The 21622-nt window shown below is 43.9% G+C and carries 23 protein-coding genes; 14 read left to right on the top strand and 9 right to left on the bottom strand.

Going from position 1 to position 21622, the window contains the following annotated elements:
* Positions 1-5 precede the first annotated feature (5 nt).
* The 10 genes from proC to L0P89_RS09790 all read left to right on the top strand — a co-directional run bounded on the left by proC (position 6) and on the right by L0P89_RS09790 (position 8450).
* A complete protein-coding gene (proC, locus tag L0P89_RS09835) occupies positions 6-806 on the top strand; it encodes a pyrroline-5-carboxylate reductase (RefSeq protein WP_235264931.1) in 801 nt (266 codons plus the stop codon).
* A 116-nt stretch (positions 807-922) separates the two neighbouring features.
* The gene (locus L0P89_RS09830; protein ID WP_235264930.1) at positions 923-2047 is read left to right on the top strand and encodes an aspartate aminotransferase family protein; all 1125 of its coding nucleotides are present in this window, start codon (positions 923-925) and stop codon (positions 2045-2047) included.
* A complete protein-coding gene (locus L0P89_RS09825) occupies positions 2047-2991 on the top strand; it encodes an acetylornithine carbamoyltransferase (protein WP_235264929.1) in 945 nt (314 codons plus the stop codon). Before L0P89_RS09830 ends, L0P89_RS09825 begins: the two co-directional genes overlap by 1 nt.
* A 3-nt stretch (positions 2992-2994) precedes the next feature.
* Positions 2995-3744: an SDR family NAD(P)-dependent oxidoreductase gene (locus L0P89_RS09820; RefSeq protein ID WP_235264928.1), complete on the top strand. Its 750-nt coding sequence runs from the start codon at positions 2995-2997 to the stop codon at positions 3742-3744.
* 1 nt (position 3745) lies between these two features.
* Entirely contained in the window at positions 3746-4525 is a 780-nt protein-coding gene (gene argB, locus L0P89_RS09815) for an acetylglutamate kinase (RefSeq protein WP_235264927.1), read from the top strand.
* Complete coding sequence (locus tag L0P89_RS09810; RefSeq protein ID WP_235264926.1) at positions 4522-5592, top strand: M20/M25/M40 family metallo-hydrolase; 1071 nt, start codon at positions 4522-4524, stop codon at positions 5590-5592. The genes argB and L0P89_RS09810 overlap by 4 nt, the downstream gene beginning before the upstream one ends.
* A 28-nt stretch (positions 5593-5620) precedes the next feature.
* The gene (locus tag L0P89_RS09805) at positions 5621-5977 is read left to right on the top strand and encodes a four helix bundle protein (RefSeq protein ID WP_262911449.1); all 357 of its coding nucleotides are present in this window, start codon (positions 5621-5623) and stop codon (positions 5975-5977) included.
* Positions 5978-6017: 40 nt separating this feature from the next.
* Positions 6018-7298 (top strand): argininosuccinate lyase, encoded by a 1281-nt coding sequence (gene argH, locus L0P89_RS09800; RefSeq protein WP_235264924.1) that lies wholly within the window; start codon positions 6018-6020, stop codon positions 7296-7298.
* Between the two features lie 92 nt (positions 7299-7390).
* Positions 7391-7738 (top strand): hypothetical protein, encoded by a 348-nt coding sequence (locus tag L0P89_RS09795; protein ID WP_235264923.1) that lies wholly within the window; start codon positions 7391-7393, stop codon positions 7736-7738.
* Positions 7739-7880: 142 nt separating this feature from the next.
* Positions 7881-8450: a hypothetical protein gene (locus L0P89_RS09790; protein WP_235264922.1), complete on the top strand. Its 570-nt coding sequence runs from the start codon at positions 7881-7883 to the stop codon at positions 8448-8450.
* A gap of 164 nt (positions 8451-8614) precedes the next feature.
* Here the strand turns inward: L0P89_RS09790 and L0P89_RS09785 are convergent, their stop codons facing one another.
* The 5 genes from L0P89_RS09785 to L0P89_RS09765 all read right to left on the bottom strand — a co-directional run bounded on the left by L0P89_RS09785 (position 8615) and on the right by L0P89_RS09765 (position 13503).
* Positions 8615-9454 (bottom strand): pseudouridine synthase, encoded by an 840-nt coding sequence (locus tag L0P89_RS09785; RefSeq protein ID WP_235264921.1) that lies wholly within the window; start codon positions 9452-9454, stop codon positions 8615-8617.
* Between the two features lie 97 nt (positions 9455-9551).
* Positions 9552-10505 (bottom strand): carbon-nitrogen hydrolase family protein, encoded by a 954-nt coding sequence (locus L0P89_RS09780; protein WP_235264920.1) that lies wholly within the window; start codon positions 10503-10505, stop codon positions 9552-9554.
* Positions 10502-11407 carry a geranylgeranylglycerol-phosphate geranylgeranyltransferase gene (locus L0P89_RS09775; RefSeq protein ID WP_235264919.1) on the bottom strand — a complete coding sequence of 302 codons (906 nt, stop codon included), beginning with the start codon at positions 11405-11407 and terminating at the stop codon, positions 10502-10504. The genes L0P89_RS09780 and L0P89_RS09775 overlap by 4 nt, the downstream gene beginning before the upstream one ends.
* Positions 11408-11416: 9 nt before the next feature.
* Complete coding sequence (locus L0P89_RS09770; RefSeq protein ID WP_235264918.1) at positions 11417-12349, bottom strand: mevalonate kinase; 933 nt, start codon at positions 12347-12349, stop codon at positions 11417-11419.
* A gap of 71 nt (positions 12350-12420) precedes the next feature.
* Positions 12421-13503, bottom strand: coding sequence for a diphosphomevalonate/mevalonate 3,5-bisphosphate decarboxylase family protein (locus L0P89_RS09765; RefSeq protein ID WP_235264917.1), 1083 nt, complete (start codon positions 13501-13503; stop codon positions 12421-12423).
* Positions 13504-13594: 91 nt separating this feature from the next.
* Between L0P89_RS09765 and L0P89_RS09760 the strand changes: the two genes are divergently transcribed.
* The gene (locus tag L0P89_RS09760) at positions 13595-14068 is read left to right on the top strand and encodes a TspO/MBR family protein (RefSeq protein ID WP_235264916.1); all 474 of its coding nucleotides are present in this window, start codon (positions 13595-13597) and stop codon (positions 14066-14068) included.
* 149 nt (positions 14069-14217) lie between these two features.
* Here the strand turns inward: L0P89_RS09760 and L0P89_RS09755 are convergent, their stop codons facing one another.
* Complete coding sequence (locus L0P89_RS09755; RefSeq protein ID WP_235264915.1) at positions 14218-14751, bottom strand: DUF1697 domain-containing protein; 534 nt, start codon at positions 14749-14751, stop codon at positions 14218-14220.
* 70 nt (positions 14752-14821) lie between these two features.
* Between L0P89_RS09755 and glpK the strand changes: the two genes are divergently transcribed.
* Together glpK and L0P89_RS09745 are read left to right on the top strand one after the other, a co-directional pair.
* Positions 14822-16315 (top strand): glycerol kinase GlpK, encoded by a 1494-nt coding sequence (glpK, locus tag L0P89_RS09750; protein ID WP_235264914.1) that lies wholly within the window; start codon positions 14822-14824, stop codon positions 16313-16315.
* A gap of 22 nt (positions 16316-16337) precedes the next feature.
* Positions 16338-17063: an MIP/aquaporin family protein gene (locus tag L0P89_RS09745; RefSeq protein WP_235264913.1), complete on the top strand. Its 726-nt coding sequence runs from the start codon at positions 16338-16340 to the stop codon at positions 17061-17063.
* Here L0P89_RS09745 and L0P89_RS09740 read toward each other — a convergent pair.
* Both L0P89_RS09740 and L0P89_RS09735 read right to left on the bottom strand, forming a co-directional pair.
* Complete coding sequence (locus L0P89_RS09740; RefSeq protein ID WP_235264912.1) at positions 17060-18334, bottom strand: NAD(P)/FAD-dependent oxidoreductase; 1275 nt, start codon at positions 18332-18334, stop codon at positions 17060-17062. The two genes, L0P89_RS09745 and L0P89_RS09740, sit on opposite strands and share 4 nt — an antisense overlap.
* Positions 18334-19083, bottom strand: coding sequence for a glycerophosphodiester phosphodiesterase (locus L0P89_RS09735; protein ID WP_235264911.1), 750 nt, complete (start codon positions 19081-19083; stop codon positions 18334-18336). The genes L0P89_RS09740 and L0P89_RS09735 overlap by 1 nt, the downstream gene beginning before the upstream one ends.
* A 178-nt stretch (positions 19084-19261) precedes the next feature.
* Here L0P89_RS09735 and L0P89_RS09730 point away from each other — a divergent pair, with 178 nt between their 5' ends.
* Positions 19262-19687 carry a hypothetical protein gene (locus tag L0P89_RS09730; RefSeq protein WP_235264910.1) on the top strand — a complete coding sequence of 142 codons (426 nt, stop codon included), beginning with the start codon at positions 19262-19264 and terminating at the stop codon, positions 19685-19687.
* Positions 19688-19737: 50 nt separating this feature from the next.
* Here the strand turns inward: L0P89_RS09730 and L0P89_RS09725 are convergent, their stop codons facing one another.
* On the bottom strand, positions 19738-21621 hold the full coding sequence (locus tag L0P89_RS09725; RefSeq protein ID WP_409557547.1) for an alpha-amylase family protein: 1884 nt from the start codon (positions 21619-21621) through the stop codon (positions 19738-19740).
* Between the last annotated feature and the right edge of the window lies 1 nt (position 21622).

Raw genomic sequence — 21622 nt, 5'->3', positions numbered from 1 at the left:
CAGACATGAAATTAGCCATTATAGGAGCAGGAAACCTGGGGCTGGCCATCGCCAAGGGCATTTTACATACCAATGGAGCCACTACCATGTACCTGACCAAACGAAATATCGATGAAATCAAAGATTTTGAAAAGTACGGAAACGTTACCGTGACCTCTGACAATGTTGAAGCCGTCAAAAATTCCGATATCTTGATTTTTGCCGTACAACCTGGTCACTTCGAGGCCATTTTGAATGACGTCAAGAACCTGTTGACCGAAAAGCACGTCATCATAAGTACCATTACCGGTTTTGGTATTGAAAAGATGGAATCTATTGTCGGTTCTGACCAATACATAATACGAAGCATGCCCAATACGGCCATTTCGGTGGGTAAGAGCATGACCTGCCTCTGCGCAAATGATTTGGGTAAAAAGCGAATTGATCTGGCCAAGGCCATTTTCAACCGCATGGGGCATTCATTGGAAATTCCTGAAGAGCAAATGCAAGCGGCCACGGTCATCTGTGCCAGTGGCATTGCATTTTGGATGCGTCTGATCCGTGCCACCACCCAAGGGGCCATTCAATTGGGCTTTGATGCCAAAGAGGCACAAGAACTGGCCATGCATACCTGCAATGGCGCTTCGAGTCTCTTGATCGAATCAGGCAGCCACCCCGAAGAGGAAATAGACAAGGTAACCACCCCCAAGGGCTGCACCATTGAAGGTCTTAATGAAATGGAACATCAAGGACTGAGCTCTTCTTTAATTCGGGGTATTGTCACCTCTTTTGAAAAAATCAATAGAATTAAGGAAAGGCAATTGTAATTAATCGCAAAACAAAGTCCTTCGAAAGCTCTTCCCCTCAGACGAGGGGAGGTGGATTCTCAGCCTACAGCGGAGAAGACGAAGGGGAATGAAATCATAATGACATAATAGAAAAGATGAAACTATTCGATGTATACCCGCTATATGATGTAACACCGGTATCGGCCAAAGGTATCGAGGTTATCGATGACAAGGGGCAGACCTATTTAGACTTTTATGGGGGCCATGCCGTGATTTCGATCGGGCATTCACATCCACATTATGTTGACCGAATGACCGAACAGTTGCAAAAAATGGCCTTTTACAGCAACTCCATTAAAAATCCACTTCAAATCGAACTTGGAGAAAAACTTGGGAAACTTTCCGATTGTGACGACTACCGATTGTTTTTGTGCAATTCAGGTGCCGAGGCCAACGAAAATGCACTAAAAATGGCTTCCTTCCACACCGGAAAGGCCAAGGTAATTGCCTTTAACAACAGTTTTCATGGCAGGACCTCTGCAGCCGTTGCGGCCACTGACAATCCAAAAATAAATTCGCCCCTGAACCAACAACAGCAGGTAGATTTTTTACCGCTGAACGACTTTGACACTTTTGAAAAATGCATCGCAAAGGGCGAACATTGCGCCGTAATCTTAGAAACCGTTCAAGGTGTGGGCGGGTTGAATGAGCCCACGACAGAATTTTATCAATTTATCTCAAAAAAATGCCAAGAACATGAAGTGGTCTTGATTGCCGATGAGGTACAGTCGGGCTTTGGCAGAAGTGGTAGATTTTTTGCTTTTCAACACCACCACGTAAAACCTGACATTATCTCTATTGCCAAGGGTATGGGCAACGGATTTCCTGTTGGCGGTATCCTCATCCATGAAAAGTTCAAGGCTTCCTACGGGCTATTGGGCACTACCTTTGGGGGCAACCATATGGCCTGTGTGGCCACGTTGGCCGTGCTCGACGTATTGAAAAACGAAAATCTGATCGAAAACGCTGCCGCCCTCGGAACATATTTCAAGGAGAAGGCCGCCGAAATTCCACAGGTGCAAAAAGTAAAGGGCCTTGGACTGATGCTGGGTCTGGAATTCGATTTTGAAGTGGCCGAACTACGTAAAAAACTGATTTACCATCAGCACATTTTCACGGGCGGTTCGGGCAATAAAAAATTGTTGCGGTTTTTACCAGCATTGACCATTGAAAAAGAGCATATTGATCTATTCTTTGACAAATTGATAAAAGAATTATAATGAAACACTACCTATCCATTCATGATATTGACGACCTGCAAGCAACAGTCAATGAGGCGATCGAATTGAAAAAAAAACCGTATCAATTTGAGCAATTGGGCCGACAAAAGACCATTTGCCTGTTGTTTTTCAACAATAGCCTGCGCACTCGTTTGAGTACCCAAAAAGCGGCCATGAACCTGGGCATGCGGGTAATGGCCATGAACTTTGGCGATGAGGGTTGGCAATTAGAGTTTGAGGATGGTATCATCATGGATCAGCATAAGGCCGAACACATCAAAGAAGCCGCCCAGGTAGTAAGCCAATATTGTGACATTGTGGCGATCAGGGCCTTTGCAGAGTTGAAAGACAAAGAAGAAGATGAGGCCGAAAAAGTACTCAACGGTTTTATAAAACACGCCACCATTCCCGTGGTGAATATGGAAAGTTCCGTGGCCCATCCCTTACAGGCCTTGGCCGATGCCATCACCATAAAAGAACACAGTAGCGTTGAAAGGCCAAAAGTGGTGCTCTCATGGATGCCCCACCCGAAGGCACTGCCCCATGCCGTGGCCAATTCTTTTGTGAACATGATGAAATTGCAGGATGCAGAGTTTGTCATCACCAATCCAGAAGGGTACGATTTGAATCCAGAAATCACAAAAGGCTGTAAAATTGTTCATGATCAGCAAGAGGCCCTAAAAAATGCGAATTTTGTCTATGTGAAAAACTGGAGCAGTTATTCAGACTATGGAAAAGTGTTGAGTTCAGATAGAAGCTGGACGATGACCCAAGAAAAACTGGGCCACGCCCAATTCATGCACTGCCTGCCCGTACGAAGGAACGTCGTCGTGGAAGACGCCGTGCTCGACAGTGATCAGAGCTTGGTCATCGAGCAGGCCAACAACCGAACCTTTGCGGCTCAAGTGGTATTGAAGCGCATTTTAGAAACGATCAGTCGATAAAAGATGGCAAGACTCAAAGACAAGGTTTGTATCGTTACGGGAGCCACAAGTGGCATGGGCAGGGCAATAGCCACTGCATTTCATGGTGAGGGTGCCAAACTTGTGCTTTCAGGGCAAAATAGAGAGCGGGGCAAAGCTTTGGAAAAAGAGCTTCCAGAATCTGTATTTATGGCTGGGGATGTCAGTGATGCCCCATACAACGAAGCATTGGTGAAAACCGCCATCGATACTTTTGGAAAGTTGGATGTACTCTCTTTGAATGCAGGTGTTTTGGGGTTGGGCGATGTGGTAAACCTGCCCATCGATGAATGGCAACGCACCCTTGACATCAATCTGACCTCCATTTTTTATCTTTCAAAATATGCCATTCCCCATTTACAGAAAGGGGAGGGCGGCAACATACTGATCAACTCGTCAATTGCGGCCTTTAAGAGCTTTCCCAATCACCCTGCCTATTGTGCTTCAAAAGGGGCCACATTGGCCCTAATGCGGCAAATGGCAGTTGAATATGCCCCAAAAATCAGGGTGAACGCCCTTTGTCCCGGACCCGTTGATACCCCGTTGTTATGGAATTCAGCCAAAGCGTTTCCCAATCCTGAAGAAGCGGTCGAAAATGCGGGAAATGCAACACTGTTGAATCGATTGGGCACCCCTGAAGATGTTGCCAATTTGGCCCTGTTTTTGGTTTCTGACGACTCTTCCTGGATCACGGGCACGGCCATGACCATTGATGGGGGAATTTTAAATGCATAACATGAAGCAACACTTATCCATACTAAAAATTGGCGGCAACATTATCGAAGATGATGCGGAACTCGATAAACTCCTAAAGCTGTTTGCCGAGATGGACAATCCCAAGATCTTAGTGCATGGCGGTGGAAAAAAGGCTACAGCGCTATTGCCCAAACTGGGCATAACGCCCAAAATGGTCAATGGTAGAAGAATCACCGATGCCGCTACATTAGATGTAGTACTTATGGTCTATGGCGGATTGGTCAACAAAAAAATCGTGGCCCAATTGCAGGCTTTGAACTGCAACGCCATTGGCATGAGCGGTGCGGATGGCAATAGCATACAGGCTCACAAACGACCCGTAAAGAATGTGGACTATGGTTTTGCGGGCGATGTGGATAGCATAAATGCCGATCTGATAAAAAATCTTCTACATCTTGGGATTACCCCTATTTTCTGTGCTTTGACACACGACCAAAAAGGTCAGTTGTTGAACACCAATGCCGATACCATCGCCTCTGAACTGGCAATGGGCCTGGGCAATGATTTTGAGGTAATCTTGTATTATTGCTTTGAAAAAAATGGGGTGCTTCGCGACATTTCCGATGAAGATTCCATAATACAACGAATCAATTCAAAATCTTATCAAAAACTGTTGTCTGAAGGGGTCATCAGTGAAGGTATGCTTCCAAAATTGCACAATGGGTTCCATGCCCTTAACAATGGGGTAAACGAGGTCAGAATCGGTAACTTGGCCCTGTTTGAAAAAGAAAACAGCAACTATACAACGCTCGTACTATGATGCTCGATAAAGATACTTTGGCACAAAAAGCCCTCGAACTGTTGAAAGAACTGATCTCGACACCTTCCTTTTCAGAAGAAGAAGACGAGACAGCGACAGCTATCGATACTTGGCTCAAAAAATTTGGGGTAGACACCAAAAGGCAGTATAACAACATCTATGCCTTTAACAAGTACTACGATGAAAGCAAGCCCAATCTTTTATTGAACTCGCACCACGATACGGTAAAACCCAATTCAGCCTATACGAAAGATCCTTTCAATCCACATATCGAAGATGGCAGATTATACGGACTTGGCAGCAACGATGCAGGTGGGGCCTTATGTTCATTGTTGGCGACCTTTGTATATTTTTATGGGCGTAAAGACCTCAGCTATAACATTATCATGAGCGCCACGGCCGAGGAAGAAGATGCTGGTGATAAGAGTATCTCTGCCCTGCTGCCCATACTGCCCGAAATCGATGTGGCCATTGTGGGCGAACCCACCCAAATGCAACTGGCCATTGCCGAGAAAGGGCTTGTGGTCTTCGAGGGCGTGGTAGAGGGCACTCCTTCACATGCTGCACACCCCAACGATAACAACGCTATTTACAACACTATCGAAGTACTTGAATGGTTCAAAAAGTATCGATTCGAGAAAGTTTCCGATGTTTTGGGCCCTGTAAAGATGACCGTGACCCAGATCAATGCGGGCAGTCAGCACAATGTGGTGCCCGGCCATGTTGATTTAGTGATTGACACCAGGGTGAACGATTGCTATACCAATGAGGAAATCAATGGGATTTTGCAAAAAGAGGCCCCCTGTAAACTCACTCCGAGGTCATTGAATTTAAGCAGTTCGTCCATTTCAATCGATCACCCTTTGGTGCAGTCGGGCATTGCGCTGGGGAGGGATACCTACGGTTCGCCCACCTTATCAGACCAAGCGGAACTGAGCTGCCAATCATTGAAGCTGGGCCCTGGTGACAGTGTACGCTCACACTCTGCCGATGAATTCATCTATGTACAAGAGGTCGAGGAAGGTGTGGCCTTGTATATTGATATTTTGAAGGGGTTTCTCTATTAGTTGAAAGTTAGTAGTTTTAAGTTATAAGATGTATAATTATCGAGAACTGATTGTTTGGCAAAAATCAATGGATCTTGTCGAATTGGTTTACAAGGTAACTGCTACATTTCCAGATGAAGAAAAATATGGTCTTACAAGACAAATTCGTAGAAGTACAGTTTCAATTCCATCGAATATTGCTGAAGGTACTGGCAGAAACTCAAAAAAGGTTTTTCGCAATTTTTTAGAAATATCAAATGGTTCAATCAATGAACTCAAAACGCAATTGGAAATTTCAAAAAGATTAGGATTTACATCAAAAAATGAACTGGAAACTATCTTGAACCTGTGTGACGAAGTCCAAAAAATGACCTTCACATTAATAAAGAAATACACCAACCCATGAGGGCTTATAACTTTTAACCAAAAAACTTCTAACTATTAACATGAAACTCTGGGACAAAGGCTTTAGCACCGACAAAAAAATAGACCAATTTACAGTGGGCAATGACCGCGAACTCGATTTATTGCTGGCGAAGTACGATGTCATCGCCTCTACCGCACATGCCAAAATGTTGGCAAAAGTAGGTTTGATTTCTGAAGATGATGGAAAAGCGCTGGTAAAAGAATTGGAGGTCATCGCGAAATCCATTGAAAAAGGGAAATTTACCATCGAGGAGGATTTTGAGGACATGCACTCAAAAATCGAATTTCTGCTCACTGAAAAACTGGGCGATGCAGGAAAGAAAATACATACCGCCCGTTCGCGAAACGACCAGGTGTTGGTGGCCATGCAGCTGTATTTAAAAGACGAACTGACCGAAATCAAAACCCAGGTCAAAGCCCTTTTCGATTTGTTGCTCAAACTCGCCGAAAAACACCAAAAGGTCTTGTTGCCCGGTTATACGCACCTACAGATTGCCATGCCCTCTTCGTTCGGGCTATGGTTCTCCGCCTATGCCGAAAGTCTGGTCGATGACCTGTATTTCGTGCAGGCGGCCCATAAAGTTGCAGACCAGAACCCCTTGGGCAGTGCCGCAGGCTATGGAAGCTCCTTCCCTATTGACAGAAGTTTCACTACCCAAGAGATGGACTTTGAAACCTTAAAGTACAACGTGGTGGCTGCCCAAATGGGCAGGGGAAAAGTGGAAAAAGCGACCGCTTTTGGTATTTCAAGTGTCGCGGCCACCCTTTCAAAATTGGCCATGGATATCACGTTCTACATGAGCCAGAACTTTGATTTTATCTCCTTCCCCAATGAACTGACCACGGGCAGTAGCATTATGCCGCACAAAAAGAACCCCGATGTGTTTGAATTGATACGGGCCAAGTGCAACAAGATACAGGCCGTGCCCAACCAGTTGACCTTGGTGACCAACAACTTGCCCAGCGGCTACCACAGAGACCTACAAGTAGTCAAAGACATCATCGTACCCGCGCTACAGGATATGAAGGCCTGTCTTGAAATCATGACGTTCAGCCTGAAAGAAATAAAAGTCAACAAAAACATTCTCGACGACCCCAAGTACGATTACCTTTTCAGTGTCGATACGCTGAACGAAATGGTCAAAAGCGGTATGCCCTTTCGCGATGCCTACAAATCGATGGGGCAGGCCATCGAAAATGGCAACTTCAGACCCAAAAAAGACATTCAACATACCCATCAGGGCAGTTTGGGCAATCTATGTTTGACAGAAATCAAAAAGAAGATGGAAGGTATTGGTTGACTTCTACACCTAAAAGAAATAAAAATCACGATCCATATCCTTACGTTGTGTACAATTTTAATGCTCTTTACGGACGGACCATCCAAACCTAAATGAACGGATTTTTAAAAATTTTGCTCTCTATTCCTTCAGCTGTTGGTCTTCTATACATGTTTTCCTTTTGGAACCTTGATTTTTTCAAATGGATAACGAATAATGTTGTGGAATTTCAATATCAAGCGCCAATTGTAAATGGACTTGTCTTAATCCAGATTGGTTATCTGATTTATCGACTTTGGAATTATAAAAAACTACCAAAAGAGAAGAAAATAAACTGGACTGTTTTACTTGTGATTTTCAATGTTATTGCTGGCTTAATTTTCATTTGGAAAAAGGAAGCGGAGTTCGAAACTGAAAATAAACTGTACACAACATTGGCTATAATTTATAGCTGGTTTTAGTTAAATTCAAACCTATAAACCATCAACGGCTGGGTTTGCTAAGGCTGGAAATACTCCGCATTTCTTCACCGCCACAAATCATGGCTTAGACCGTTGGCAATAATAATTGGTTTTATTCTTAAGAAAGAATAAAAAAATTGAAATGGAAAAGAAGAAAATGAATATTAGAAATATAGTCCTATCGATGCTCTTGGCTCAGTTAATTATTGGTTGTTGTGATACTAATACATATGAAGTTACGATTTCAGGTTTAGAATCAAGAGCATTGATTTTTGACGGAAATAATCCCGTAGTGGTAGATGAACAAAGCCCCATTGATAAAGAAGACTTAGTTATTGAATTACTGATTACCGAATTCGAAAGTATCGCTTCCAGCGAACAAAATAAAACTGATGTAACGGTGTCAAAAGCGGCCGTGGTACCATGTGGTGATGACGAATTTATTTACTTGAATAAAATTGATAGTGTTAAAGTTGAAATACTCAATTCTAATAATAATGAGAGAATTGATATAACAAATCAGTTATTTGTTATAGGCACCAACGAATCCATCTCAGAATATATTCCTGAGAACAGTCCAGGTACAAGGGACTTTTTAATGAAATTGTCTAATACAAGCAATATACCAAATCGAATAGAATATGTAATAGAAGCAACTCTAGATGTCGGTACAAAGATTAGTTCAACAGGAGGAATAATCAATTTCAACTAATGAAAAATAAGAAGCTAGCTTTGATAATAACCATTAACTAAACAAAGTCCGACCATTTCCACAAACAGAATTTGAAGTTGGTGAACACCTTTACACATTTGCTAGGTAAAACAAATATTGTTAATAATGTATAAAGAGCATTTAAACGCCCTTTATATTAACCGTTATTTGATCATCCCCAAATTGATCACCTCTTGCTGGGTTAGGTATCGCCAATGTCCCCGGGGCAGGTCTTTTTTGGTGAGCCCGGCAAAAACGACACGATCCAATTTGGAGACCTCGTACCCCAAATGTTCAAAAATGCGACGTACGATGCGGTTTTTTCCGGAATGGATTTCAATACCCACTTCCTTTTTGCTGGCACCCGATACATAATCCACTTCGTCCACTTCTATTTTGCCATCTTCCAATTCAAGTCCGTCACGGATTTTTCGAATATCAACAATGGAGACATTCTTATCTAAAAACACATGATAAATCTTGCGCACCCCATGCTTGGGATGGGTCAGTTTTTTGGCAAGATCGCCATCGTTCGTGAAAAGCAATAGCCCCGTGGTGTTTCTATCTAAACGCCCAACCGGATACAACCGACTGTTAGAGGCGCTGCTCACCAGTTCCATCACCGTTCTGCGACCTTTTTCGTCGCGGGTGGTGGTGATGAAGTTCTTGGGTTTGTTGAGCAGTACATATTCTTTCTTTTCAGGGTTCAGCTTTCGACCATCAAACCGAACATCATCAGAGCGCTTTACCTTATGCCCCATTTCGGTGATCACCTTACCGTTCACGGTCACATTGCCCGCAGCGATAAAGGTATCGGCCTCACGTCGTGAGCAGATACCTGCATTGGCGATATAGCGGTTCAGCCGTATCAGGTCTGGATCTCCCGTCTTTTTGGGTGGTTGATTTTTTCGTTCAAACGGTTTGCTCTTAGAGAAGTTTTTCTTGTAGCCGCCCGTCTTTCTGTTTGAAGGTTTACGATTGCGTTCGTAGTCTGATTTCGCCATCAGTCAAAAATTTTGGCAAAGGTAGGCAATATGTCAAGACCAGACCGCTTTTTTACGAATCATTGCACTAGAGCCATTTCATCTCTTATCGATAAAATCAATCATTTAATGCAATGGTGGATTGCCGTTCGCGATTCACTTTCAACTTCGTCACATCAGGTCTGGAATAATGCCCAACGGGGTCAAAATTCTGTCGCTCTTCATAAACGCGGTTCACATTCAAGGTTTGATAGATAAGCCCCTCTTCCCCGACCACGGGTTCCAAAACCCATTCCCCATCAGGGCCTGCGATGCATGAGCCGCCATTGGCCAAAACCTTAGGTGCTTTTTCCTGAATTTTGTCAAGATGGGGCGTATCGGCCGGAAAATCTTTTTCGGTCATCAGTGACGAAACCGAAATAACATAGCTGCGTGACTCACGGGCTATGAAACGGGTAATGTCTTGGGTGTTGTTTAAATTGCCTGGCCATACGGCGACATGCAGGTTTTCACCCTGACCGTAAAGGGCGGCCCTGGGCAGTGGCATCCAGTTTTCCCAACAGTTCAATCCCCCGGCGGTGAATTGCTTCAATGAATGCACTTGCAATCCGTTGCCATCGCCGGGTGCCCAAGTCAGTCGTTCATCGTAAGTGGGCTGTAATTTTCGATGCACCGATTTGATCTCTCCCTGTTGGTCGATATAGACGAGTGAGCAATATAGGCTATGGCCACCACGGTCTTTGGCACGTTCCATCATGCCCAAATAGATGGCCATATGGTGTTTTTTTGCCAAATGGCAGACCTCGTTCAATTCACCGGCTTCGATCTGTATGGAATTACGCACATAATGCGCGTGCAGTTCTTTGTTCACTTTTAAGTCCCAAGCCGCCCCATCAGTATAGGCCAACCAATACGGGTAGCCTGGCAAGAAAGCTTCCCCGAAGACCAAAAGTTCGGTCTTTTCGTGGGCAGCTTCCTGAATGGTTGCCGTTATTTTTTCAAGCGTTGCCTTTTTGTTCAACCAAGCCGGAGCGATTTGTGCCAGTGCGACTTTCAATTCATGTTCCTTCATAAAATCCGATTCAAGACCAAGTCAACATTGATCAACAAGATACTGAAAACGCCCACAATGATGATGAATTTCAAAATATTATGAAGCCAAACGTAGTGCTTTTTACCAGTGGACCTCCAAAGTAAAATGATAAAGAGCACCAACAAGACGATGCTCGCCCAAAAATATAGATACATGTAGCCAATGTCAAAAAACCGTATCAGCAATAGGGCCGGTATAAGTGTCAAGAGCACCAAAAGGGTTATGATCGTCTTTGAAACCGTAGATCCATAAAGAATGGGTATCGTTCGATAGTTCTGTGCCATATCACCTGCCATGTTCTCTAAATCTTTGATCATTTCACGTGACAAAATCAACAAAAACAAGAAAAGTGCGTGCACAAAAATGACCGGGTCAAAATTCTTGTAGTACACAAAAACGGCAAAAAAGGGAGTGATAGCGAGTGTCGCCGACACGAAATTCCCCAAAAAAGGAATACGCTTCAACTTATGTGAATAGAACCAAATACCAAAAATATAGGCTGAAAAGAAAAAGACGGCCCGAAACGAAATGTAGCTGGCCGCAATGATGGCCACAAAATTGAGAATGAAGTAGGTCGTCAATTTGAACCGTTGGCTGACCAATCGATCCAGCATACTTTTGACCGGTTTATTGATTAGGTCTTTTTCGGCATCATAGAAATTGTTGATGATATACCCTGCTGCAATGACCAATGCCGATGCGGTGACGATCAAGAACAGGTTCAGGTCAAAGACCACTTTTCGCAATGGCCAGTCAGGGGCCAAAATATAGATGGAGGCCAAGTACTGGGCCAAGGTAATCATGAGGATGTTGTATCCCCGTACCACAGAAAAAAGGCTCAACAGTTTGAAGAGATAAAACCTTTGCTTTCTGCTGAGCATTATACGTTTCTAGAAGTTATAGACCACTTCCAATTTATGGCCGTTCAAGGCCTTTCGGGCTTTGTCAATATCTTCGGTAAAGCCCAATATATAGCCACCACCGCCTGAACCGCAAAGTTTTAGGTAGTAATCATTGGTCTCGATACCCTTTTTCCATAGTGAATGGAACTGCTTCGGAATCATTGGCTTGAAATGATCCAAGACCACATGCGACAATTGTTTCACATGGCCGAAAAGTGACTTCATGTCTCCATTCAAGAAATGCTCGACACAGGCATCGGTATGTTTGATGAACTTCTCTTTGATGACATTTCTAAACCCCTCTTGCTTCATTTTTTCCATAAATAGCTGCACCATGGGGGCGGTTTCGCCCGTCATGCCACTATCCAATAGAAAAACCGCACCTTTACCCGCTTTGTTTTGGGAAGGAAGGCTGGTCGATTCGATATTGTCTTTTGAATTGATGAGTATCGGAAGGCTCAAGTAACTGTTCAGGGGGTCAAGACCAGAGGATTTTCCATGGAAGAACGATTCCATTTTTCCGAAAATTTCTTTCAGTCGCAACAGTTTTTCGCGGGTCAGGTTTTCTAAAACGGTAATCTTGTTCTGGGCATACTTGTCATAAAAAGCGGCCACCAGCGCCCCACTACTGCCAATTCCATAACCTTGGGGAATAGAACTATCGAAATACATACCGTTGGCGATATCTTCTTTCATGGCGGCCATGTCAAAAGTGACCGACCCATCTTCTTGCATCTTCTCTAAATACAGGGCGAATTTTACGAGTCCTTCATTAGACTTTTTGGCCCCCTCAGAAAGATGTTCACCGGTCTTCAATGCTCCTTTGAAAAAATTGTAGGGAATGGAAAGACCTTTAGAATCTTTGATAATACCATATTCACCAAAGAGCAAGATTTTAGAATAAAACAACGGACCCTTCATAGCTAATTATCAGTCTTTTGCTGTGCAAATGTACAGAATCGATGTTTCTGTTCGCCAATTATAACGATAAATTACAATTTTTTCGCACCAAATCCTATTCGGTCACAGATATAGTGGCCGTTCTCACAAAATTGTACCAGTTCTTTCTGTATGAACCGAAAAATTTCTTCTTTCTCCGCTTCAGGATACAGCACATGTACATTCGCCCCGGCATCTAGGGTAAAGCAAACATGGTTGCCATTTGCTTCCCTGTATTGCCAGATCTTGTTGATGATTTCAAGGGTATTGGGCTTCATCAACATGAAATAGGGGCTACCGGTCATCATCATGGCATGTAGTGTCAAGGCCTCGCCCTCCACTATTTGAATGAAGGTATCAATATCTCCTGAAGAAAAAATGGTTTTCAGCCTTTCAAGATTATCATGTGCCTGTTGAAACCGCCGCTCAGCAAATGGATGGACATGCATCAGGTCGTGCCCAACTGAACTGCTCACCTGCTTTTGGCCCTTGTGCACCAATAAAATCGTATCATGATAGTTCTTGAAATTTTGATGGGTATCGAAAGGGTATTTGATTCCGTATACATCGGAACTTTCTGGAATTGAAGAGGTCTTGCCCCATTGAACTATATCGCCTTCGATACTGCGGCAGGCACTGCCCGATCCCAGTCGGGCCAAAAAAGAAGCCTTTTGCTTGAAAAAATCCTCGTCCATTTTCGAATCGGCTTGTCTTTCAATGGAAAGTAGGCAAAGAGCAAGGGCGGCCATTCCACTGGCCGAAGAGGCGATTCCTGAACTATGTGGAAACGAGTTGTGGGTTTCAATGGTCAAGTGGTACTGCTTCAAAAAAGGCAGGTAGGTTTCAATACGTTCAAAGAAGGTGACGATCTTGGGTTTGAAGTCATCCTTTGCTTTTCCCTCAAACGAAAAATCAAATGAAAAACCATTCGATGTAATCTTTTTCTTTTCAAACGAAAGGGTCGTGGTGGTGGCACAGGCATCCAATGTAAAACTGATGGAGGGGTTTGCCGGAATTTGATTCGGTTTTTTACCCCAGTATTTTACCAAAGCGATGTTGCTGGGGGCCTTCCAGGTCACTTTCCCACTTTCGGGCAATTCAAGTATTTGATCAGGAATGAAATCCTTTTCAGTCATTAAAAAATGTTTGCGCAAAGATACACATGTGGTCAAGACCAAATTATACAGTTGTAATAATTTCCTATTTTAGTAAAGACTGGTATCAGCTATGCAGAAGAAGTTCGTTTACATCGCCATTTCAATGACCGTGTGTTTGCTCATTGGCATTTTGGCAAGTTTCGCTACCCAAAACTCGGTCAACGATTGGTACCTCACATTGAATAAACCGAGCTTCAACCCGCCAAACTGGATATTCGGGCCAGTATGGGGCGTACTTTATATTCTGATGGGCATAGCCGCCGGCATCGTTTGGTCTAAGGGCATCTATCATCTATGGGTAAAAACCGCCCTATATCACTTTGCTTTTCAATTACTGTTCAATGCCCTATGGAGTATCGTTTTCTTCGGATTCAAAAGCCCTTTTTGGGCCTTGATCGTGATTCTAACACTATTGATCCTGATCCTTTTGACCATCAGGTGGTTCAAGGTGGTCAGCAAAGTGGCGGCCGTTCTAATGATCCCCTATTTTCTTTGGGTCTGTTTTGCAATGGTACTGAACTATAAAATTTGGGAGATGAACTAAACCTCGCTTGCCGAAACAGGAGCTCAAGCGATACTTGAACTTGAGACGTGAGATCAATTATGAATTGCGAATGCAGAATTAAGGGTTATGGGTTCATCGTTATGGAAAACCCTAAAAACCTTGCACCGAGCACCGAGCAACCTTAATCTTTAAGACGCCATCTCGATCAACTTTTGCATTGTTCTCAAATTTCTAGCAGTAGCCTCGACCTTCAGTTTTTTTTCAATCAGATTATTATTGAGCTTGGCCTTCCCATAACCTATCTTGCAGTTCAGGTAAACGCAGGCATCGGTAATGTGAAAATCTTCGCCTTCAAACTTCAATTCATTGAATTCATCGACTAGAAGTTTGGACGGTGGTTGTCTTAGCAGCACAAAGAATAGCTGTTTTGTATTTTCTTCTTTTGAAAAGGGGTTATGCCTCAAGATACTTTTCAAATCTTTGGCTGTCTTCACCAACACGGGTACATCAAAGCCGAAGTCCTCAAAAATCAGCTTTTTGATACCCTCTTCAAGTTCAGCTATTTTCTTGTTGTCGGTTTTGAACACAATGTTTCCACTTTGAATATAGGTCTGTACCGCATCAAAACCTTTTTTTTCGAGACTTGATCTCAAATCTACCATTTTGATCGACTTTTTGCCGCTCACATTGATACCTCGAAGCAAGACAGTATAGATTTCCATTTCTTCCCTTTAAAAATTCCATTAATCTACTATATTTTAGTAAATTCAGAGGCATTTTGATTCTCTTTACATGGACAAATATATTCTTGCTTTAGATCAGGGAACGACCAGTTCCCGTGCCGTGATCGTCAATAGAAAAGGGACCATCGTTTCGGTTGCCCAAAAAGAGTTCACACAAATTTTTCCGAAACCGGGCTGGGTCGAACATGATGCTACCGAAATCTGGTCGACACAGGCCGGTATGGCCGCTGAGGCGGTTTCGAAAAAGGGGCTCGATGCGACCCAAATTGCGGCCATCGGCATCACCAACCAAAGAGAGACCGCAGTTGTTTGGGACCGCAGCACCGGTGAACCCGTTTACAATGCCATTGTGTGGCAAGACAAGCGTACCGCAGATTTTTGTGATGAATTGAAAAAACGGGGAAAGACAGACCTGATACGCAATAAGACCGGTTTGGTCATCGACGCTTATTTTTCGGCCACCAAAGTCAAGTGGATCTTAGATAATGTAGAGGGTGCCAGAGAACGTGCCGAAGCAGGTGAACTGGTCTGGGGCACCATTGATTCATGGTTGATTTGGAAAATGACACAGGGCAATCTGCATATCACCGACGTGACCAATGCTTCCCGTTCACTGATTTTCAACATCAATACCATGAATTGGGATGATGAATTGCTTGAATTGTTCACCATTCCAAAAAGCATGTTGCCCGAGGTAAGGCAATCGAGCGAGGTGTACGGCAATACGAGTCCGAATTTCTTTGCCAGTAAAATTCCGATTGCGGGTATAGCAGGGGATCAGCAAGCGGCCCTTTTTGGGCAGATGTGCACCAAACAGGGCATGGTCAAGAACACCTATGGCACGGGCTGTTTCATGCTCATGAACATTGGTGAAAAACCCATCATATCGAAAAACAATTTATTGACCACCGTTGCATGGAAAATCAATGGCAAAACACATTATGCTTTCGAGGGAAGCATCTTTATCGCCGGTGCGGTCGTACAATGGCTGCGCGATAGCCTCAAGATCATCAAAACCTCATCTGAAGTTGAAAAACTGGCCGGTTCGGTAGAAAGCGCTGAAGGCGTATATTTTGTGCCCGCTTTCGCAGGGTTGGGTGCACCCCATTGGAACCAACATGCCCAAGGTACCATCTTCGGACTCACCCGGGGAGGTACCGATGCCCATATTGCCCGTGCAGCCTTGGACTCAATTGCGTATCAAACCATGGATATTCTCAAAGCCATGGAAGCCGATTCAGGAATATCCATCAAAGAATTAAGGGTCGATGGTGGGGCCACCGTCAACAATTTGTTGATGCAGTTTCAGGCCGATGTGCTGAACACGGTCACGATTCGGCCAAAAATTGTGGAGACCACCGTTATGGGGGCTGCCTATCTTGCCGGATTGGCAGTGGGCTATTGGAACAGCTTTGAAGAAATACAGGATATTTGGGAAGCAGATGTACATTTCAACCCGACCGATAATAGAGAACCTGTGGAAGATGGCATCAAAGGCTGGTACCGGGCCATTGACGCACTGGAGCACTGGTCAAAAAATTAAATAACCAAACAACTCTTAAATTATGACTCCATTTGTAGCCGAAATCATCGGCACCTTTTTTTTGATGCTTTTGGGATGCGGGGTAAATGCCAATGTATCGCTCTCTAAAACCTATGGCAGTGGCAGTGGCTGGATCGTCATTACCACAGGCTGGGCCTTTGCCGTATATGTGGGAGTGGTCGTTGCGGCTCCCTTTAGCGGCGCACATATCAATCCGGCGGTTACGGTCGGTTTGGCCGTTGCGGAAAAATTTTCATGGCAAGAGGTGCCCAGTTATATTTTGGCACAGTTCATCGGGGCCATGATAGCGGCATTTTGCATATGGTTGGTCAACAAAAAGCATTTTGACGCCACTGATGATGGCAACACCAAAAGAGGGGTTTTCTGTACTGCCCCTGCGATACCCAACATACCGTTGAATCTTTTTAGTGAGGTTTTGGGCACTTTCGTTCTTGTTTTTACCGTACTGTATTTCACCGATGCCACCTTGAGCGATGGAAGCATTATCGGTCTGGGCTCACTGGGGGCACTCCCCGTAGCCATACTGGTTTGGGCGATCGGACTTTGTTTGGGGGGCACTACGGGCTACGCCATCAATCCGGCGCGTGATATGGGCCCAAGAATTGTTCATGCCCTTGTACCCATTAAGAACAAAGGTTCGAACAATTGGGGCTATTCATGGATTCCCGTTATTGGGCCCATCATCGGGGGATGCTTGGCCGCGCTTCTTATGTTCGCCCTCAATTAGTCATCGGTTGCAATGGCTCTTGCAGCGATGTAGGCACCCGTCCACGCATTTTGAAAATTAAACCCTCCCGTGATGGCGTCAACATTGATGACCTCACCAGCAAAATAAAGGTTGGGTAAGATTCTGCTTTCGAAAGTCTTGAAGTTGATTTCCCTGAGGTCGACACCCCCTGCTGTGACAAACTCGTCTTTAAACGTACTTTTTCCATGTATCTTAAAGGAACAGGCAGTGAGCTGCTTGGCCAAATTTTTTAGCTTTTCGTTAGGGGTATCTGCCCATCTCATACTGCTATCGATAGCTGCGGCCTTCACCAATTTACCCCACAATCGTTTGGGCACCTCAACCGCCTGACCCTTAAGAACAGTCTTTTTGGGCTCAACCTCTTTCACATGTTTTAAAAACTCAAACATCGATGCTGTTGAATACTCTGGGGTCCAATTGACAATGATCCTGAAGTTATAACGATGGTCATGCAACAAATTGGCCCCCCAAGCCGATAGTTTCAATATTGCCGGACCGCTCAATCCCCAATGGGTAATGAGTACGGGTCCTTCAGACACCAGTGCAGGTTCTTTGGCAATGTTGCTCTTGAGCTCAATACCGATGTTTGTGTTATACTGCTCTTTGGGCATAACAGCGACATGGGCCTGGGCACTTACCCCTTGAAGCCCTTTGATTCGTGGATCGTCACTATTGAACGTAAAAAGGGAGGGTACGGGATCAATGATTGTGTGTCCCATTTGTTCAAGCTGTTTCCAAATTCTGGTGTTGCTTCCTGTCGCCAGAAGTAGTTTTTTGGCATAGTAATGTTTATTCTTGGTCGTGACCTGCCATAGGCAATCATTTTCAATGAACGCAAATTCTTTCGCCTGATAGTTTTTGAAAATCTTGATGTTCAGTTTTTCGGCTTCCGAAAGAAAAAAATCAATGATGGTCTGTGAAGAATCGCTTTCCGGAAAAACACGACCATCTTCCTCAACTTTCAAAGATATTCCTCCGTCTTGAAAAAAAGCCATGGTATCGGCCGTAGCATGTCTGTGAAATGGGCCCAGTAATTCTTTTTCTCCCCTAGGATAGTTTTTGATGAGTTCATGTGGCAAAAACTCAGCATGGGTCACATTGCATCGACCGCCACCAGAGACCTTTACCTTTGATAGCACATTCTTGCCACGCTCAAATATGCCGATCTTTAGTTTTGAATTTGTCCTGGCCATATGTATGGCTCCATAAAAACCTGCCGCACCACCCCCTATGACAATGACATCGAACATCAATACACCCGCTCAGGATAATTAGAGAAGATACCATCAACACCAAAATCTTTCATTCTTTGAATATCAACAGCTTCGTTGACCGTATAGGTATAGACTTTGAACCCAGCATCGTGTATTTCTTTTACCTTCTCTTTTGTAAGGAATTTATAATACGGATTGATGGCCACAGCTTTGAGCTCTCTGGCCATCTGAATTGCATTTAGTGGATCTTCTTCAGTGAGCACCGCTATGGAAATATCAGGGTTCTGCTCGCGCATTCTTTTCAGTTCGTCCCATTTGAAACTTGAAATCACAAAATTTTTCAAGGCCCAACCCTCTTCCTTAATATAGTGGTCGGTGATAATATTTACAGGTTCGGCGGTATTTGACCCCTTCAGTTCAATGTTCAGGGCCACCTTATTATCGATCAATTGCAATACCTCTTGTAGCGTGGGTATTTGATGGTCTCCATTCAAAATGACCTGGCGTAGATTCGAAATGTCGTATTCTTCTATTCTGCCCCTTGAATTTGAAAGTCTCTCAAGACGTTCGTCATGAAAGACCACAATCTCGCCACTATTGATCTTGAATACATCGATCTCAATCATATCAACCCCCAAATCAATCGCCTTTTGAATCGAGGCCAGTGTATTTTCTGTCTCATGGCCCATTGCCCCCCGATGGCCGATAACCAAAAACTCTTTTTCAAACAAATTGCAGGAATTCAACATTGACATCACCATTGCGATTGCCATCCACTTTTTCATTTCCTTACTTTTTCCAGCCTAAAAATACGATTGAATTTTCAACTTTAAAGAAGTTTACAAAATCATAAAGTTTTAAAATAAAAAATATGAATTACCAAAAATATAATATAAAAAACTGTCATATTCTTATTTTTTCTTTCATATATTGCGATGTTTTTAACCAACTAAATATTCAATCATGTTTTCTAAATCTAATTTATTAGCGACCTTGGTAGGTGGCATTGCCATGTTCGTACTTGGCTATGTCATGTTTGGCATGTTGGGTGAAAGTCTAATGGAAGGCCACTCCCTCATCAATGCCATGAAAGACCCACCAGACTTCGTTCACCTCTTGTTGGGCTGCTTGATCAGTGCTTTTGCCCTTAGTACGTTGTACGGCAAATGGGCAAGGGGGCACCACAGTGCCAAAGAGGGGGCTGAATTTGGTCTTTGGGTAGGTGTATTCTTTGGTTTGGGGGAAGGACTTATTTGGTTTGCCACCTCGACCATGATGGATTTGACGGGTCATTTGATCAATGCCGTGCTCAATATTATTTTTTACATAATAATTGGTATCATCATAGCCCTTATTTACAAAGCGACCAGTAAAAAAGCGGCAGCTTGAAAAGTTATTGACCAACCTAAAGCGAAGAAGCGGGCTTTTGGCCCGCTTTTTCATTGTTCGATCCTGAAAATAAAAGATTGCAGCGGTTCAAGCTGTACAGAAACCTTACCCTGCCCTTCTACTATGGAGAGTTTTTTTTGCTGCTCACCGTAAAGTTCTTCCTCAAGTGGGTAGCTGTTATCGGCCAAGCCCCATTTAGAGATGACATCCCCAGGAATTTTTAATTCAAAATCGTAGCTTTTTTCCCTATCAAAATTTGATATGACAATCAATTTCTCATCATCTGACCAACGCACATAAGAAAGCACGCGGTGGTCATAGGTCGGGGTATTGTCTTTGTTGTAAAAATGTATTTCTTGATATTCGCCTATCAAGGCCGAACTTTTAATGGTAAAATTCAATAAACGCTTGTAAAAATCACGTAGGTTCTTTTCTTCTTCTGAAAGTTGCCCCCCATCGAATTTTTTGCCGTTCACCCAACGTTGGTGTGCGGGCACGCCTATATAATCGAAAATGGAGGTTCTGGTCGGTTTGCCAAAACCGGCATCTTCTGAGCCATCTTCCCCAACTTCTTGCCCAAAATAGACCATGGTGGGCGACGTGCCTATAGTAGCGGAAACAACCATTGCAGGCTTTCCTATTTCTGCCTTGCCCACGAAATCGGGACTGGCAATACGCTGCTCATCGTGGTTTTCCAGAAAATGCAGCATGTGGTGCTCAATATCTTTCAAGCCATTTTGTACCACGTGAATATGATCTGTCCACCCGTGGCCCTGCATAATGTGCTTGATGCTATCGTATAGTTCGACCTTGTCATAGAGGTAGTCCATTTTTCCTTTGTGGATATAGTCACGATAAAGGGACGGATTGTACACCTCGGCCAACAAAAAAGCATCAGGGTTTTTCATCTTTATCGAGGTATTCATGAAGCTCCAGAATTCTACGGGAACCATTTCGGCCATATCGAAACGAAAACCATCCACCCCAAAATCTAACCAATAAAGGGCGATATCCCTGAACTTGTACCATGAATCGGGCAATTCCTTATCCTTCCAAAACTCATAATGGGCTTTATGGTCCATCTGGGCATACGATTCGGGCAGTTCTTCAAAATCTTTGGAGCCGTTGGGTTGAACACCATAATTAACCTTGACCGTTTCGTACCAGTCATTCTGATGGGGCCGGGACGCACGAGAACCATTGCCCGTCCATTTGGCCGGTACTTCCACAAATTTTCCGTCAACCAATGTATGGGCTTCTCCACCAAGTGGCCGATATTCTCCTTGCCATTCAGGCACTCTGAATTCTGCTCCGGGGATATAATAGAAATTGTTGTCACGGGCATATTCGACCGATGTGTCATCATTGGCCCCGAAATCATCTACCCCATCCGGATTTGTCAAACCCTGATAATTGCGGGCCACATGATTCGGTACGATATCGATGAGCACTTTCAGGCCCTGCCCATGGGTTCTTTCAACAAGTGCCCTGAACTCTTCTAATCGGTTATTTGGGTCCACGGCCAAATCTGGATTTACATTGTAATAATCTTTAACGGCATAAGGTGAACCTGCACGGCCCTTGACCACATCGGGATCATCATTTGAAATGCCGTATTTCGTATAATCATTGATAACGGCATGGTGCGGCACCCCGGTGTACCAGATATGGGTCACTCCCAAGGCCTTGATTTCAGAAAGGGCCTTGTCATCAAAATCAGCAAATTTTCCAATACCGTTTTCCTCAATAGTGCCCCAAGGCTTGTTCGTTGTATTGGTATTTCCAAAAAGTCTGGTAAAAACTTGATAAACTACTTGCTTTCGTTTTTGTGTCATTTGGGGTCTTTTTTTCTCCTTTTCCTTTTTTTCCGGAGTTCCCACACAGCCGATCAGAAAGACGGTCATGAGTACGGCAAGAAAGGAGGAACGATACATG

This window comes from Muricauda sp. SCSIO 65647, from assembly GCF_021534965.1.
Taxonomy (GTDB): domain Bacteria; phylum Bacteroidota; class Bacteroidia; order Flavobacteriales; family Flavobacteriaceae; genus Flagellimonas_A.
This window is presented reverse-complemented; position numbering and strand designations above follow the sequence as displayed.